This is a genomic window from Klebsiella sp. 7-CIP_Kleb. (genome assembly GCF_050378655.1).
GTDB lineage: Bacteria > Pseudomonadota > Gammaproteobacteria > Enterobacterales > Enterobacteriaceae > Klebsiella > Klebsiella quasipneumoniae.
Genome location: NZ_JBNRLJ010000002.1, coordinates 236,057 through 250,908 on the forward strand (window position 1 = coordinate 236,057; position 14,852 = coordinate 250,908).

A 14,852-nucleotide genomic window follows, 5' to 3' on the forward strand; every position below is an offset into this window, starting at 1 on the left:
CTCTCCTTAACGTCCCGCTGACCAGTCCGGCGTCGTTAGCGCCGTCAATACATGGTCACGCCACTGCCCGTCAATCAGCAGGTAATCTTTGGCGTAACCCTCTTTTTCAAACCCCAACCGCGCCAGCAGCGCGCCGCTGCGCTGATTATGCGGCATATAGTTGGCCATAATGCGATGAATATGCTGCGTACGCTGCATATAGCGAATCGCCGACGTCAGCGCTTCAAACATCAGCCCCTGCCCCTGCCACTTCTCGCCAATAGAGTAGCCGAGATAACAGGCATGGAATGACCCGCGCACCACGTTGGAAAAATTCGCCACGCCGACGATCTCCTTTTCCTCCGGATCGAGCAGCGCGAAATAAAAAGCAGACCCCTGCTTATGAAACTCGGCGATCATCGACAGACGCGCCTGCCATCCGGAAGGATAGCAGTGGCTGTCGTCACGAACCGGCTCCCAGGGTTTTAAGAACGCCTTATTCTCGGCGTAATAATCGGCCAGACGCCAGGCGTCACGATCGTGAACCAGGCGCACCACCAGCCGGTCCGTCGTCAAACGCACCTTCGGCACGTTACTGCGATAGCCAAACATTTCCTTTTCAGTCCCCCTGACTTCATTCTTGCTGCCTTCACTATACCTGTCCTGCGCGACGGTGTGAAAACAGCAACATACCATTTTCTGCGCCATCTCCTCTTTTCGATGAATAGCCTCAATCGAACTTGCATTTTGATAAAAAAATATTGTCGCAAGGGCGCTGGGAAAAGCAGCAGATTGCCCGCAGAATATCTACGCTTATCTCTATTTTTCCCTGGAGGGGAAATGTCCCGCGTCTCGCAGGCAAGGAGCCTGGGTAAATATTTCCTGTTAGTCGATAACATGCTGGTCGTGCTGGGCTTTTTTGTCGTCTTCCCGCTGATTTCCATCCGCTTTGTCGATCAGATGGGCTGGGCGGCGCTGATGGTCGGCATCGCGCTCGGCCTGCGCCAGCTCGTGCAGCAGGGATTAGGTATCTTTGGCGGCGCCATCGCCGACCGCTTTGGCGCCAAACCGATGATCGTCACCGGTATGCTGATGCGCGCCGGCGGCTTCGCGGCGATGGCCGTCGCCCATGAGCCGTGGGTGCTGTGGTTCTCATGCATACTTTCCGGGCTCGGCGGCACGCTGTTCGACCCGCCGCGGGCGGCGCTGGTGGTTAAGCTGGTGCGCCCGCATCAGCGCGGCCGCTTTTTCTCCATCCTGATGATGCAGGATAGCGCCGGCGCGGTGATTGGCGCGCTGCTGGGCAGCTGGCTGCTGCAGTATGATTTCCGCCTGGTGTGCAGCGCCGGCGCCGCGCTGTTTATCGCCTGCGCGGCGTTTAACGCCTGGTATCTGCCGGCATGGAAGCTCTCGACGGTAAAAACGCCGATCCGCGAGGGGCTGGGCCGGGTGCTGCGGGACAAGCGCTTCGTCACCTATGTCCTGACGCTGACGGGCTATTACATGCTGGCGGTTCAGGTGATGCTGATGCTGCCGATCATGGTGAATGACATCGCCGGCTCGCCGGCCGCCGTAAAGTGGATGTACGCCATCGAAGCCACCATTTCGCTGACCCTGCTCTATCCCATTGCCCGCTGGAGCGAAAAACGTTTTCGCCTTGAGCACCGGCTGATGGCCGGTCTGCTGGTGATGACCCTGGCCATGCTCCCCATCGGCATGACCAGCAGTTTGCAGCAGCTGTTTACCCTGATCTGCCTGTTTTACATCGGTTCCATCATTGCTGAACCTGCCCGGGAGACGCTGGGCGCCTCGCTGGCGGACGCCCGGGCGCGCGGCAGCTATATGGGCTTCAGCCGCCTGGGGCTCGCCTTTGGCGGCGCGCTGGGATATGCAGGCGGCGGCTGGCTGTTTGATGCTGGTAAAGCCGCCGGTCAGCCCGAGCTGCCGTGGCTGATGCTCGGGGTCATCGGGGTTATCACCTTCCTGGCGCTGTGGTGGCAGTTTAGTCCGAAACGCTCTGCCTCCGGCATGCTGGAGCCGCGGACCTGATGCGCGCGGCGGCGGTTTCTCCTGCTTTCAGCCTATTCTGCTGGTATCGAGGATGCTGACAGGTCATGATGCTTTGTGTCAGGATGAATGAAGGTATGAGCCAGAGGAACCCCATGAAAAAGATTTTGATCGCCGCCGCGCTGATTGTCAGCGGCCTGCTGAGCGGCTGTAATCAGCTGACCCAATACACGGTAAGCGAGCAGGAGATTAACCAGGCCCTGCAGAAGCGAAACCATTTTGCCAAAGATATTGGTCTGAAAGGCGTTGCCGACGCCCATATCGAACTGCAGAACCTCACCAGCGCCATCGGGCGCGAGGAGCCGGGCAAAGTCACGCTGACCGGGATCGCTAACGTTGACCTGAACTCCCTGTTCGGCACGCAGAAAGCGACGATCGATCTCAAGCTCAAAGCGCTGCCAACCTTTGACAGAGAGAAAGGCGCCATCTTCCTGCAGGAAATGGAGGTGGTGGATGCCAAAGTGGCGCCCGAGAAGCTGCAGTCGGTCATTCAGGCCCTCCTCCCCTACCTGAATCAGTCGCTGCGCAGTTACTTCAGCCAGCAGCCGGCCTATGTCCTGCGTGAGGACGCCAGCACCGGTGAAGCACTGGCGAAGAAATACGCCAAAGGCATTGAGGTGAAGCCGGGCGAGATTGTCATCCCCTTTACCAATTAATCTCCAGGGCGCCGCGGCGCCCTCAATTTTTTACGGAAATGAGTGCAAAGGAAAACGTTTACGCTTATCCTTAGTGCCCGGCAAAAAACAGCCCTGATGACTGAACCTATTAGCCGGAGCCTTCCATGACAGCACAATCCCAGGTATTGAAAATCCGCCGCCCAGACGACTGGCATATCCATCTACGTGATGACGATATGCTGAAAACCGTCGTGCCTTATACCAGTGAGTTTTATGGCCGGGCGATCGTGATGCCGAATCTGGTGCCGCCTGTCACCACCGTCGCGGCGGCTATCGCCTATCGCCAGCGCATTATGGACGCCGTCCCGGCCGGGCATGATTTTACCCCGCTGATGACCTGCTATCTGACAGACTCCCTCGACCCGGCGGAGCTGGAGCACGGCTTTAACGAAGGCGTATTCACCGCCGCCAAGCTCTACCCGGCCAACGCCACCACCAACTCCAGCCACGGCGTCACCAGCACCGACGCCATTATGCCGGTGCTGGAGCGGATGGAAAAACTGGGGATGCCGCTGCTGGTACATGGGGAAGTCACCCACGCCGAGATTGATATATTCGATCGCGAAGCGCGCTTTATTGAAACCGTGATGGAGCCGCTGCGCCAGCGCCTGCCCGGACTGAAGGTGGTCTTTGAGCATATCACCACCAAAGATGCCGCCGAGTATGTGCGTGACGGCAATGAACGGCTGGCGGCCACTATCACCCCGCAGCATCTGATGTTCAACCGTAACCATATGCTGGTCGGCGGTATTCGTCCTCACTTGTACTGCCTGCCGGTACTTAAACGCAATATTCATCAGCAGGCTCTGCGGGAGCTGGTCGCCAGCGGCTTCAGCCGCGCCTTCCTCGGCACCGACTCCGCACCGCACGCCCGCCACCGTAAGGAGGCCAGCTGCGGCTGCGCCGGCTGCTTCAACGCCCCGACCGCCCTCGGCAGCTACGCCACGGTGTTTGAAGAAATGAACGCTCTGCAGCACTTTGAGGCTTTCTGCTCGCTGAACGGCCCGCGCTTCTACGGTCTGCCGGTCAATGAGAGCTACGTTGAACTGGTGCGTGAAGAGACGACCGTTGTGGACAGCATTTCCCTGCCTGATGACACCCTGGTGCCTTTCCTGGCGGGTGAAACCATTCGCTGGACCGTGAAGAAATAAAAACGTAGCCCCCTGTTGTCAACGCCAATCGGATACTGTATAAATAACCAGTATCGAACGCAGGGGGCAATTATGCGCATTGAAGTGTCTATCGCCAAAACTACCGCCTTACCCAAAGGCGCGCTGGAAGCGCTGAATAACGAACTCTCTCGCCGTATCGCCGAGCAATTCCCGGCCACCGACAGCCAGGTGAGCGTCCGCTACGCCACCGGCAATCAGCTCTCGGTGTTTGGCGCCCTGAAAGAAGACAAAGACCGGATAAGCGAAATCCTGCAGGAAACATGGGAAAGCGCGGACGACTGGTTTGTCCACGATCTCTCCTGAAGCATGGCGGGATCCAGTTACTCTGGTTTGCTCCCTCATTGTGCTTTTTTTGCCGGGTCGCCCCGGCTTTTTTTAGCCCCTCTTCTGTTCAGAATAGTCCTGATTATTCTGCTCAATATCGACTAAAGTGGCCATTTTACGCGCTTATCTTGAATAAAAAAGCGGCAAAAGAAGAAAATCATGCTGCCTTTCATTTAATTTCTCGAGTTTATTCTTGATCCCTGATATAATTAACTTGCTTCAAAAAATATGCATTAAACCTCGAGAATTGTTGTCTTTTAACATATGAATAAGGGGTTATGATGGAAAAAAATAATGAAGTCATTCAGACCCATCCCCTCGTTGGATGGGACATCAGCACCGTTGATAGCTACGATGCGCTGATGTTGCGCCTGCACTACCAGAACCCCACTCAAGAAAACAGTAATGATGCTGAGATCGGCCAGACGCTATGGCTAACGACGGACGTCGCACGTCAGTTTATTTCAATCCTGGAAGCAGGCATTGCGAAGATTGAATCTGGCGAATACCAGGAAAACGAGTACCGCCGACATTAACGCGGCTTGCGAATGACTTAACATTAAACTTAACAGGCACCTGCGGGTGCCTGAATTATTTTCGGGCTTGTATAAGCACAGGGAGTTAATTACCCTGCTAACAAGGCAATTACCCGGAACTCACCATGCAATACGATCTTATCATTATTGGCAGCGGCTCCGTCGGCGCCGCCGCTGGCTATTATGCGCGCCGTGCCGGACTCAATGTTCTGATGACCGATGCCCATCAACCTCCCCACCAGGAAGGCAGCCATCACGGCAGCAGCCGTCTTATCCGTCACGCCTATGGCGAAGGTGAGAAATATGTTCCGCTGGTGCTGCGTGCCCAGCAGCTATGGGATGAACTGGCAGAGATCAGTGGCGAAGCCGTGTTTGAACGCACCGGCGTCATTAACCTTGGCCCCGCCAGCTCCGCTTTTCTCGCCAACGTCGCCGCCAGCGCCCGTGCGTTCAAGCTTGAGGTGGAAGAGCTGGATGCCCAGGCCGTGATGCAGCGCTGGCCAGAGATACGCCTCCCCGAGGACTATCGGGCGATTTTCGAACCCGCTTCCGGCGTACTGCGCAGCGAGCTGGCCGTCGAAACCTGGATCCGTCTGGCGCGGGAAGCAGGCTGCGCGCAGCTATTCAACTGTCCGGTCTCGGCTATTCATCACCATGCTGACGGGATCACCATCGATACCCTCGACGGTGAATATCATGGTAAAAAGCTGCTGGTCAGCGCCGGGACCTGGGTCACCCGCCTGCTCCCGGACCTCCCCATCCAGCCGGTACGTAAGGTGTTTGCCTGGTACCAGGCCGATGGCCGTTACAGCAGCAAGAATCACTTTCCGGCCTTCACCGGCGAGTTGCCCAACGGCGATCAATACTACGGTTTCCCGGCAGAAGATAACGAGCTGAAGATTGGCAAGCATAACGGCGGTCAACCGATCTCCATGCCGCAGGAGCGAGTGGCATTTGGCGCTGTCGCCAGCGATGGCTCCGAATCGTTTCCTTTTTTGCGCAACGTCCTGCCAGGGATCGGCGGCTGCCTGCACGGCGCCTCCTGTACTTATGACAATACCGTCGATGAAGATTTTATTATCGATACGTTACCCGGCAGACCAGACACGTTGCTAATCACCGGTTTGAGCGGGCATGGCTTTAAGTTTGCCCCGGTGTTGGGGGAAATTGCCAGTCAGTTTGCTCAGGGCGAAGCATCGAGCTTCAACCTGGCGCCCTTCTCGCTGGCGCGCTTTAACGCGTAATGGAATGCGGCACTTTTGCCGTCGGGCAAAAAAAAACGGCCTCTGTCGAGGCCGTTAGTCATTGAGAGCGATTATGCGTCGCCTGTTTAATTTGCTGGTCAATAACGTCCGCGAGCACTTTATGATCTACCTGGCGCTTTGGCTGCTGCTGGCGATCATCGATCTCGTCTGGTTATGGTTTTTCTGATGGCTCAGGATCGAGGATCCCGAGTTTGGTGTTCAGCCGACCACGAGATTTATTAAAGATTTTATTGCCGTTTTCACGCCCGGCGCGCAGCTTACGCTGCTCCTCTTCCGGTAGCTTATGCTCTTCCATGCAGGCTTCGCTACAGCAGCCGGCAAACTTCTCGGCGCAGCTCGGGCACTGGATAAACAGCAGATGGCACCCATCGTTCAGGCAGTTGGTATGGGTGTCGCACGGAGTGCCGCACTGATGACAGTGCGCGATAACGTCATTGGAGATCCGCTCGCCCATCCGTTCATCAAAGACAAAGTTTTTGCCAATGAAACGCACAGGCAGCCCCTGCTCACGGGCGCGGCGGGCGTACTCGATGATGCCACCCTCGATGTGCCAGACCTTATTGAAGCCGTTATGCTTCATCCAGGCGCTGGCTTTTTCACAGCGAATACCGCCGGTGCAATACATGACAATTTTCTTGTCTTTATGGTCCTGCATCATTTCCACGGCTTTCGGCAACTGGTCGCGGAAGGTATCCGCCGGGATCTCCAGCGCGTTTTCGAAATGGCCCACCTCATATTCATAGTGGTTGCGCATATCGATAAACACGGCATCCGGATCGTCAAGCATCGCGTTGACCTCAGCCGCCTTGAGATAGTCTCCGACGTTGGAGGCGTCGAAGGAGGGATCGTCGATGCCGTCGGCAACGATGCGGTCACGCACTTTCAGGCGTAGTACCCAGAACGATTTACCGTCGTCCTCGAGAGCGATATTGAAACGCAGCCCCGCCAGCGCCGGATCGAAGCCATAGAGAAACTCACGCAGGGCTTCAACGTTGCTTTGCGGCACGCTGATTTGCGCGTTGATCCCTTCCCGGGCCAGATAGATGCGGCCAAAGACTTTCAGCTGGGTTAAGGCAACCCACAGCGCATCGCGGGTCGCCTGCGGATCGACAATGGTGAAATATTTATAGAACGAGATCGTCGTGCGCGGCTCGGTTTCAGCCAGCATTTGCGCCTTTAACGTCTCATTTGAAATGCGGTTGTGTAACACTGGCATGGTGTACCTGCTCGACATAGAAATGAGGAAATAAACGGCGGGCATGATATAGCAAAGCTTATTAATTTACATCCCTACATTTTACGCTACATTTTTCTCACCCGGTCGCCCACCCACTTAACAAAACAATGTGGCTGTCGCCGCCTTTGGCTGGCCGGTAAAAAAATGCGATAATATAAGATGTTGCTTACTGATACGGGTATGAAATGACTCATTTGCCTAAATTTTCTCCGGCGCTGCTGCATCCGCGCTATTGGCTGCTGTGGCTGGGTATCGGCCTGCTGTGGCTGGTTGTCCAACTGCCCTACCCGCTGATCTACCGCATCGGGAACGCCATCGGCCGCCTGGCCATGCGCTTTATGAAGCGCCGGGCGAAGATCGCCTATCGCAACCTTGAGCTCTGCTTCCCCGAGAAAAGCGAGCAGGAACGTCACCGGATGGTGGTGATGAACTTCGAATCGGTTGGCATGGGGCTGATGGAGACCGGTATGGCCTGGTTCTGGCCAGTTCGCCGAATCGCCCGCTGGACCGACACCATCGGCTTTGAGCATATTCGCGATGTGCAGGCGCAGCAGCGCGGCATTCTGCTGATCGGCATTCATTTCCTGACACTGGAAATGGGCGCGCGAATGTTCGGCATGAACGAGCCGGGGATTGGCGTCTATCGTCCCAACGATAACCCGGTCATCGACTGGCTGCAGACCTGGGGCCGGCTGCGCTCCAACAAGGACATGATCGACCGCAAGGATCTGAAAGGTATGATCCGCGCGCTGAAAAAAGGCGAGGTGGTGTGGTACGCGCCGGATCATGATTACGGCCCGACCGCCAGCGTCTTTGCCCCACTGTTTGCCGTTGACCAGGCGGCGACCACCTCCGGCACCTGGATGCTGGCGAAAATGTCCAAAGCCTGCATCGTGCCCTTTGTTCCACGCCGTAAACCGGACGGTAAAGGTTATGAACTGATTATCCTGCCGCCAGAGTGCTCCCCGCCGCTGGACGATGCGGAAACCACCGCCGCTTGGATGAACAAGATCGTAGAGCAGTGCATTATGATGGCCCCGGAACAATATATGTGGCTCCATCGCCGCTTTAAAACCCGCCCCGAGGGGACGCCCTCCCGCTACTGATCTCCTTTCCCGGCCGCGCGCCTCCCGGCCGGGAATCCCCACCGCTCAGGCTTTACGCTCTGCTTTAGCTTTAAAAGCTCTCCTCCATTGCGGCATTTATTTCCCAGGCGCATAATTAGCAGGCTCATATTTTCTCTTAATTTGACCTGCTGCGCAGGCCAGTGGAACCCTATGTCGTCTGCTGATACCCCCATTAACTGGAAACGAAACCTGACCGTCACCTGGCTTGGCTGCTTTTTAACCGGCGCTGCCTTCAGCCTGGTCATGCCCTTTCTGCCGCTTTATGTCGAACAACTCGGCGTCACCGGCCATAGCGCCCTGAACATGTGGTCCGGGCTGGTCTTTAGCATTACCTTTCTCTTCTCCGCCATCGCCTCGCCGTTCTGGGGCGGACTTGCTGACCGCAAGGGACGTAAAATCATGCTGCTGCGTTCAGCCCTCGGGATGGCCATCGTCATGATGTTGATGGGGATGGCGCAGAATATCTGGCAGTTTCTGCTGCTGCGCGCGCTGCTCGGCCTGCTGGGCGGCTTTATTCCCAACGCCAACGCCCTGATCGCCACCCAGATCCCACGCCATAAAAGCGGCTGGGCGCTGGGCACGCTGTCAACCGGCGCGGTAAGCGGCGCCCTGCTCGGCCCGCTGGCGGGTGGTTTCCTGGCAGACCACTGGGGCCTGCGTACCGTCTTCTTTATGACCGCCGCGGTGCTGTTTATCTGCTTTCTGTTTACCCTGTTTTTAATCCGTGAAAATTTTGTCCCAATTGCTAAAAAAGAGATGCTCAGCGCGAAGGCGGTATTCTCCTCTCTGCAGAATCCGAAACTGGTGCTCAGTCTGTTTGTCACCTCGCTGATCATCCAGGTCGCCACCGGCTCCATTGCGCCGATCCTGACGCTTTACGTGCGCGATCTGGCGGGTAATGTCAGCAATATCGCCTTTATCAGCGGGATGATCGCCTCAGTGCCGGGCATTGCCGCCCTGATGAGCGCCCCCCGTCTGGGCAAACTGGGGGATCGTATCGGACCGGAAAAAATCCTCATCGTGGCGCTGATTATCTCGGTGCTGTTGCTGATCCCGATGGCGTTCGTCCAGACCCCGCTGCAGTTAGGTATCTTGCGGTTCCTGCTCGGCGCCGCGGACGGCGCGCTGCTGCCGGCAGTGCAAACCCTGCTGGTGTATAACTCCACCAGCCAGATCTCCGGGCGGATCTTCAGCTATAACCAGTCATTTCGTGATATTGGCAACGTCACCGGCCCCCTGATCGGCGCCTCGGTTTCCGCCAACTACGGCTTTCGCGCCGTCTTCCTTGTCACCGCAGGAGTGGTATTGTTTAACGCGATCTATTCGACCCTTAGCCTGCGCCGACCAGCCGCGGACGCCTCGCAGCCCGACCGCCATTCAGTAAATTAACGTCCAGAGGGGCTCAGCCCCTTGACGCCTTGCCAAGCGCCTTCTATAGATTGAATCGTGTTCAATTCATATTCTTCTCAGGAGATTCGCTATGCCAAAGGATTCGATGTTCTATGCCACGCTCGAAGAAGCTATTGATGCAGCACGTGAAGAATTTCTCGCCAACAACCCTGACAGCGATGAAGAGAGCGCTAACGTTGAGCAGCTCAATATTCAAAAATATGTGCTGCAGGATGGCGATATCGCCTGGCAGGCCGAATTTTTTGCTGACGAAGAGGAACAAGGCGAATGCTTACCGATGCTTAGCGGCGAAGCCGCGCAGAGCGTCTTCGATGGGGATTATGATGAGATAGAGCTCCGTCAGGAGTGGCTGGAGGAAAATACGCTTCATGAGTGGGATGAAGGTGAATTCCAGCTCGAGCCCTCGCTGGACACCGAAGAGGGACAGACGGCGGCCGACGAGTGGGACGAGCGTTAATCAGTTATAGGGCCCGTGGCTGGCGTCCAGCGGCAGCAGAAGCGTATCGAATACCAGCGAGAACGGCAGGTCCAGAATGGTGAGATAGCGCCATCCTGAATCGCGAACGTCCCACTGCACGCCCGGGTAATATTGATTGCCATGCCCCTGCCCGGGCACCGTCCGGCTGATAATGCTGCCGCAGCCGCTGAGCAGCAGCGCCATGGCAATGATCGGTAGTATTCGCATCCATAACCTCGTCTTTCAGATAAAAAAATACCGGCATCGCTGCCGGTATTTTCATTAACGTACGGCTTATTTCGTTTTCAGCGCCAGCGGGTTAAGCGCCAGCTGCTGATAGGCGTTCACCCACGAGGAGTATTTCTCCGGCGCGGCCCATACGCGATAGTGCAGACGCGACATGGTTACCGGGTCGCTCAACAGCACCAGTCGACGATCGCGGTTCAGCTTATCCGGCGTTTCATTCAGCGCCTGCTCGACATGACGCTCGCGGGCGATCTCCAGGATATGACCCTGACGGTGCCGCGCGGTGGCCATCGCGGTGGCAAGGGCGTTAAACGACGGGTTAAACACCGCGTGCATAAAGCCATCGTCCAGCGAACGCTGACGGTTCAGCGTCAGGTACGCATCGGTATCCTTGAGCACCTGCGGCGGCGAATACTCTTCCGGAATCAGGAACAGCTTCCAGCGCTTGGTGCGCAGGCCCACGGTCGCCCGGCTGGAGATAGCCGACACGAACGGCGACAGAATCAGCGATACGACAATCGGCGCCAGCCAGAACAGGAAGCGCAGATCCAGCCATGCCATTCCGACCGCCCATACCAGCCCCAGCAGCAGCTGCGAGCCGTGACGCATAAAGGCTTCTCCCCACGGCGTGGAGTCATCATCACGCTGCGGCGAATTCCACACCACTTCCCAGCCGAGGAAGGCGCTGACCACGAAGACGGTGTGGAACAGCATGCGAACCGGCGCCAGCAGGACCGAGAACAGCACCTCCAGCAGCAGGGAAAGCGTCACGCGGATAAATCCACCGTACTCCTTCGGCCCCTTACACCACACCAGGATAATACTCAGCAGCTTCGGCAGGAACAGCAGCACCATGGTCGAGGCGAACAGCGCAATAGCCAGCTCCGGACGCCACTGCGGCCACACCGGGAACAGCTGACGAGGCTGCAGGAAGTACTGCGGCTCGGTCAGGGCATGCACCACCTGCAGCGCAGTCGACAGGGCAAGGAACATAAACCACAGCGGCGCTGACAGGTAGGACATCACGCCGGTAAGGAACACCGCTCGGTGGACCGGGTGCATCCCTCTCACGAGGAACAGGCGGAAGTTCATCAGGTTGCCCTGGCACCAGCGGCGGTCGCGTTTCAGCTCGTCCAGCAGGTTCGGCGGCAGCTCTTCATAAGAGCCCGGCAGATCGTAGGCAATCCACACGCCCCAGCCGGCGCGGCGCATCAGCGCGGCTTCAACGAAGTCGTGCGACAGAATCGACCCGGCAAAGTTGCCCTCGCCCGGCAGCGGCGCCAGCGCGCAGTGCTCAATGAACGGCTTCACGCGGATAATGGCGTTATGTCCCCAGTAGTGGGACTCCCCCAGCTGCCAGAAGTGCAGACCCGCCGTAAACAGCGGACCATACACCCGGGTGGCAAACTGCTGGCAACGCGCATACAGCGTGTCCATGCCCGAGGCGCGTGGGGATGACTGGATGATCCCGGCGTTCGGGTTCGCTTCCATCAGACGCACCAGGCTGCTCAGACACTCTCCGGTCATTACCGAGTCCGCGTCAAGCACCACCATGTAGCTATACTGGCTGCCCCAGCGGCGGCAGAAATCATCGATGTTGCCGCTCTTACGCTTCACGCGACGACGACGACGACGGTAGAAGATCTGCCCTTCGCCCTGCACTTCGGCAATCAGCTCCATCCACGCCTTTTGCTCAGCAACACAGATATCGGGGTTATAGCTGTCGCTGAGGATATAGACGTCGAAATGGGCGCCGTTGCCGGTGGCTTTCACCGACTCCCAGGTCGCCCGCAGCCCGGCGAACACGCGGTCAACGTCTTCGTTACAGATCGGCATAATAAGCGCTGTCCGGTGCGCCGGGTTCAACGGTTCGTCACCGACCGTCGAGGCGGAAATACTGTACTTATCGCGACCGATCAACAGCTGCAGGAAGCCCATTAACGCGGTCCAGAAGCCAGCGGAAACCCAGCAGAACAGCACCGCGAAGAGGATCAGAATGCCGCTCTGCAACACGTACGGCAGCAGCTGCATGAACGAGATCCACAGGTTCTGCCCCACCATGTCGGCCGGGTTGATCAGCGCCCAGCCCTGATAAGGCAGAATGGTTTTCATGTACCAGGTGGCCACCACGGTCTGCGACAGCGTCAGCAGCAGCAGGATGTAGCGACGAATGGTGCCGACGGTACGCCATTTTTGCTCGCTCTCGCGCTCTTCTTGCGTCAGGCGGGAGAGATAGCGCGGCGTGACATCGCGTCCGCGCAGACGGTCCCAGAAGCGGCCAACCGGGTTGGTACGCCACGGGTCCGGGATCATCGAGGAGCGCTTGGCTTTCGGCATCGCATGCAGCTGGGTGCGGCCTTCATCATCCTTCACCAGCTGATCGCCAGACAGCGAATCCGGCCAGCTGTGCGCCAGCCGCGCCTTTACCGACCCCAGCGGGGAGTCGTCTTCGCGGGCGAAGGTCTGATGTTCGTCATCCAGGGCCTGATGAACGGCCTGCAGGCTGGTGTCCGGCAGCGCCGATTTCTCGGCGTCCGACAGCGGCAATGCGTCAATGTACTTCGTTATCTTATTCATTGGCAGGCAGCTGATAGCTCCAGGTTTCGCTCAACGTGTCATCACCGTTAACCAGTGCGGCGCGCATTTCCGTCGTTTTCTTCGGATCTTTCACCTTCAAACGCAGGATCATACGCCAGCCTTTGGTCACCGGATTGTAACGCACGGTATTTTCAACGATTTCAGCGTTATCGCCGGTGCTCGCCTGGGCGGCGACCGGGGTATCCGCTGGCAGTTTTTTCATATCGGCGCCGGTAAAGTCGACAATGAAAGCAATGGTGCCGTCCGGCTGGCGGATCAGGTTCGACTGCTTCACGTCGCCGGTAGAGCGCCGGGTCTGCATAACGTACGCGTTATCGGGCGCATGCAGCTTGTCTTCATCGCGGCTGAAGGTGATGGTGTACTTGAAGTTCATCTCCTTGCCCGGCTCCGGCAGCTGATCCGGCGTCCAGTAAGTCACGATGTTATCGTTGGTTTCATCGTTGGTCGGGATTTCGACCAGTTCGATTTTCCCTTTGCCCCACTCCCCTTTCGGGGTGATCCAGGCGCTCGGGCGCAGGTCATAACGATCGTCAAGGTCCTCGAAGCGCGAGAACTGACGGCCGCGCTGCAGCAGGCCGAACCCTTGAGGGTTTTCCATCGCATAGCTGCTAACGGCCAGGTGTTTCGGGTTGTTCAGCGGACGCCAGATCCACTCGCCGTTGCCCGCCAGGATCGACAGACCATTGGAGTCGTGCAGCGCCGGACGATAGTTGAGCGCCGGAGAAGGCTGGTTGGAACCGAACAGGAACATGCTGGTCAGCGGCGCCACGCCCAGTTTGCCCACTTTGTCACGCAGGTAAACTTTGGACTGGACATCCACCACGGTGTCGCGTCCCGGCATGATCACAAAGCGATAGGCGCCGGTTGCCCGCGGTGAATCCAGCAGCGCATAGATAGTCAGACGCTTGTCGGTAGCTTTTGGACGCTCGATCCAGAACTCACGAAAACGCGGGAACTCTTCGCCGGAAGGCAGCGCGGTATCGATAGCCAGACCGCGCGCGGACAGACCGTATACCTGACCCTGACCCAGCACGCGGAAGTAGCTGGCACCGAGCATGCTGACGATTTCATCGTTCTTATCTTTGCTGTTGATCGGATACAGTACTTTGAAGCCGGCGAAACCAAGGTCTTTCACCGTGTCTTTATCGTGCTGAACGTTACCAAAGTTAAAATAGTCCGGGCTATATTTAATTTTACGCACGCTGGTGGCCGTCACTTCATTGATGGTGACCGGCGTGTCGAAGTACATACCCTGATGGTAAAATTCAAGCTTGAATGGGGTTTTCTGGTTATTCCAGTAAGCTTTATCGTGATTAAACTGAATTTGCTGGTAGTCCGCGTATTTCATATCGCGGAAAGCGGAGGGCAGGTTACTCTTTGGCGCTTCATAGCCTTTCCCGGCTAACGTTTTGGCCTCTTTTGCAACGTCATCAATGCTAAATGCCCATGCAGATGAAGTACACAGGGACAACATTACGGCTGCGCTTAACCAACGCATTTTCATCATCTGTGGTTTATGTTTCATATAAGTAAGCACTTCCCCCTTTGTGTGCTTAAATCGATCCGATCTATTTTAATGGAAACTCAGGCAATCCGACAACATAATCCCTGCTTTGTTCAGCGTAGCGGCGCAGGGAATAAACAGTTCGCAGTCCCGTTTGCACTTTGCGTGCTTATCCTGGAGACAGGTACCCCGAGTTCATGTAGGGTTGCTGATAATGTAAGCGTTATCATCTTGAGTGATAAGACGAATTATC

The 14,852-nt window shown here is 57.0% G+C and carries 15 protein-coding genes; 10 read left to right on the forward strand and 5 right to left on the reverse strand.

The features are described from left to right. Positions 1–6: 6 nt before the first annotated feature. Entirely contained in the window at positions 7–591 is a 585-nt protein-coding gene (gene rimJ / locus ACQUTI_RS08810) for a ribosomal protein S5-alanine N-acetyltransferase (RefSeq protein WP_017900738.1), read from the reverse strand. A 228-nt stretch (positions 592–819) separates the two neighbouring features. On the opposite strand from rimJ, the gene mdtH reads away from it, so the two are divergent. The 7 genes from mdtH (at position 820) to ACQUTI_RS08845 (ending at position 6,186) form a co-directional block, all read left to right on the forward strand. Further along, positions 820–2,028: a multidrug efflux MFS transporter MdtH gene (mdtH, locus tag ACQUTI_RS08815; RefSeq protein ID WP_053810568.1), complete on the forward strand. Its 1,209-nt coding sequence runs from the start codon at positions 820–822 to the stop codon at positions 2,026–2,028. Between the two features lie 113 nt (positions 2,029–2,141). Next, entirely contained in the window at positions 2,142–2,702 is a 561-nt protein-coding gene (locus ACQUTI_RS08820) for a lipoprotein (RefSeq protein WP_004204546.1), read from the forward strand. A 125-nt stretch (positions 2,703–2,827) separates the two neighbouring features. Continuing rightward, complete coding sequence (pyrC, locus tag ACQUTI_RS08825) at positions 2,828–3,874, forward strand: dihydroorotase (protein ID WP_122543577.1); 1,047 nt, start codon at positions 2,828–2,830, stop codon at positions 3,872–3,874. A gap of 72 nt (positions 3,875–3,946) precedes the next feature. After that, the gene (gene dinI, locus ACQUTI_RS08830) at positions 3,947–4,198 is read left to right on the forward strand and encodes a DNA damage-inducible protein I (RefSeq protein WP_122543575.1); all 252 of its coding nucleotides are present in this window, start codon (positions 3,947–3,949) and stop codon (positions 4,196–4,198) included. Between the two features lie 302 nt (positions 4,199–4,500). Next, a complete protein-coding gene (gene bssS, locus ACQUTI_RS08835) occupies positions 4,501–4,755 on the forward strand; it encodes a biofilm formation regulator BssS (RefSeq protein ID WP_002898992.1) in 255 nt (84 codons plus the stop codon). A 125-nt stretch (positions 4,756–4,880) separates the two neighbouring features. Further along, positions 4,881–5,999: an N-methyl-L-tryptophan oxidase gene (gene solA, locus ACQUTI_RS08840; RefSeq protein WP_004204542.1), complete on the forward strand. Its 1,119-nt coding sequence runs from the start codon at positions 4,881–4,883 to the stop codon at positions 5,997–5,999. A 73-nt stretch (positions 6,000–6,072) separates the two neighbouring features. After that, complete coding sequence (locus tag ACQUTI_RS08845; protein ID WP_004204539.1) at positions 6,073–6,186, forward strand: DUF2770 family protein; 114 nt, start codon at positions 6,073–6,075, stop codon at positions 6,184–6,186. Here ACQUTI_RS08845 and ACQUTI_RS08850 read toward each other — a convergent pair. Beyond that, positions 6,172–7,236 carry a rhodanese-related sulfurtransferase gene (locus ACQUTI_RS08850; RefSeq protein ID WP_017900742.1) on the reverse strand — a complete coding sequence of 355 codons (1,065 nt, stop codon included), beginning with the start codon at positions 7,234–7,236 and terminating at the stop codon, positions 6,172–6,174. The two genes, ACQUTI_RS08845 and ACQUTI_RS08850, sit on opposite strands and share 15 nt — an antisense overlap. A gap of 206 nt (positions 7,237–7,442) precedes the next feature. Here ACQUTI_RS08850 and ACQUTI_RS08855 point away from each other — a divergent pair, with 206 nt between their 5' ends. From ACQUTI_RS08855 to ACQUTI_RS08865, 3 genes are all read left to right on the forward strand, one after another. Then, positions 7,443–8,363, forward strand: a complete 921-nt coding sequence (locus tag ACQUTI_RS08855; RefSeq protein ID WP_023317908.1) for a Kdo(2)-lipid IV(A) acyltransferase — start codon at positions 7,443–7,445, stop codon at positions 8,361–8,363. Between the two features lie 171 nt (positions 8,364–8,534). Continuing rightward, positions 8,535–9,773 carry a multidrug efflux MFS transporter MdtG gene (gene mdtG / locus ACQUTI_RS08860; protein WP_004204535.1) on the forward strand — a complete coding sequence of 413 codons (1,239 nt, stop codon included), beginning with the start codon at positions 8,535–8,537 and terminating at the stop codon, positions 9,771–9,773. A gap of 91 nt (positions 9,774–9,864) precedes the next feature. Then, positions 9,865–10,251 (forward strand): MysB family protein, encoded by a 387-nt coding sequence (locus ACQUTI_RS08865; protein ID WP_002898981.1) that lies wholly within the window; start codon positions 9,865–9,867, stop codon positions 10,249–10,251. On the opposite strand, the gene ACQUTI_RS08870 is transcribed toward ACQUTI_RS08865, so the two are convergent. The 3 genes from ACQUTI_RS08870 to mdoG all read right to left on the reverse strand — a co-directional run bounded on the left by ACQUTI_RS08870 (position 10,252) and on the right by mdoG (position 14,620). Further along, positions 10,252–10,479: a YceK/YidQ family lipoprotein gene (locus ACQUTI_RS08870; RefSeq protein WP_004204534.1), complete on the reverse strand. Its 228-nt coding sequence runs from the start codon at positions 10,477–10,479 to the stop codon at positions 10,252–10,254. Between the two features lie 66 nt (positions 10,480–10,545). Continuing rightward, entirely contained in the window at positions 10,546–13,074 is a 2,529-nt protein-coding gene (gene mdoH / locus ACQUTI_RS08875; RefSeq protein WP_017900745.1) for a glucans biosynthesis glucosyltransferase MdoH, read from the reverse strand. Beyond that, positions 13,067–14,620, reverse strand: a complete 1,554-nt coding sequence (gene mdoG / locus ACQUTI_RS08880) for a glucans biosynthesis protein MdoG (RefSeq protein WP_004140751.1) — start codon at positions 14,618–14,620, stop codon at positions 13,067–13,069. The genes mdoH and mdoG overlap by 8 nt, the downstream gene beginning before the upstream one ends. Between the last annotated feature and the right edge of the window lie 232 nt (positions 14,621–14,852).

What these genes read in the sequence shown, in the direction of transcription:
- rimJ (WP_017900738.1), bottom strand. Translation starts at nt 591, where the DNA reads ATGTTTGGCTATCGCAGTAACGTGCCGAAGGTGCGTTTGACGACGGAC.
- mdtH (WP_053810568.1), top strand. Translation starts at nt 820, where the DNA reads ATGTCCCGCGTCTCGCAGGCAAGGAGCCTGGGTAAATATTTCCTGTTA.
- ACQUTI_RS08820 (WP_004204546.1), top strand. Translation starts at nt 2,142, where the DNA reads ATGAAAAAGATTTTGATCGCCGCCGCGCTGATTGTCAGCGGCCTGCTG.
- pyrC (WP_122543577.1), top strand. Translation starts at nt 2,828, where the DNA reads ATGACAGCACAATCCCAGGTATTGAAAATCCGCCGCCCAGACGACTGG.
- dinI (WP_122543575.1), top strand. Translation starts at nt 3,947, where the DNA reads ATGCGCATTGAAGTGTCTATCGCCAAAACTACCGCCTTACCCAAAGGC.
- bssS (WP_002898992.1), top strand. Translation starts at nt 4,501, where the DNA reads ATGGAAAAAAATAATGAAGTCATTCAGACCCATCCCCTCGTTGGATGG.
- solA (WP_004204542.1), top strand. Translation starts at nt 4,881, where the DNA reads ATGCAATACGATCTTATCATTATTGGCAGCGGCTCCGTCGGCGCCGCC.
- ACQUTI_RS08845 (WP_004204539.1), top strand. Translation starts at nt 6,073, where the DNA reads ATGCGTCGCCTGTTTAATTTGCTGGTCAATAACGTCCGCGAGCACTTT.
- ACQUTI_RS08850 (WP_017900742.1), bottom strand. Translation starts at nt 7,236, where the DNA reads ATGCCAGTGTTACACAACCGCATTTCAAATGAGACGTTAAAGGCGCAA.
- ACQUTI_RS08855 (WP_023317908.1), top strand. Translation starts at nt 7,443, where the DNA reads ATGACTCATTTGCCTAAATTTTCTCCGGCGCTGCTGCATCCGCGCTAT.
- mdtG (WP_004204535.1), top strand. Translation starts at nt 8,535, where the DNA reads ATGTCGTCTGCTGATACCCCCATTAACTGGAAACGAAACCTGACCGTC.
- ACQUTI_RS08865 (WP_002898981.1), top strand. Translation starts at nt 9,865, where the DNA reads ATGCCAAAGGATTCGATGTTCTATGCCACGCTCGAAGAAGCTATTGAT.
- ACQUTI_RS08870 (WP_004204534.1), bottom strand. Translation starts at nt 10,479, where the DNA reads ATGCGAATACTACCGATCATTGCCATGGCGCTGCTGCTCAGCGGCTGC.
- mdoH (WP_017900745.1), bottom strand. Translation starts at nt 13,074, where the DNA reads ATGAATAAGATAACGAAGTACATTGACGCATTGCCGCTGTCGGACGCC.
- mdoG (WP_004140751.1), bottom strand. Translation starts at nt 14,620, where the DNA reads ATGAAACATAAACCACAGATGATGAAAATGCGTTGGTTAAGCGCAGCC.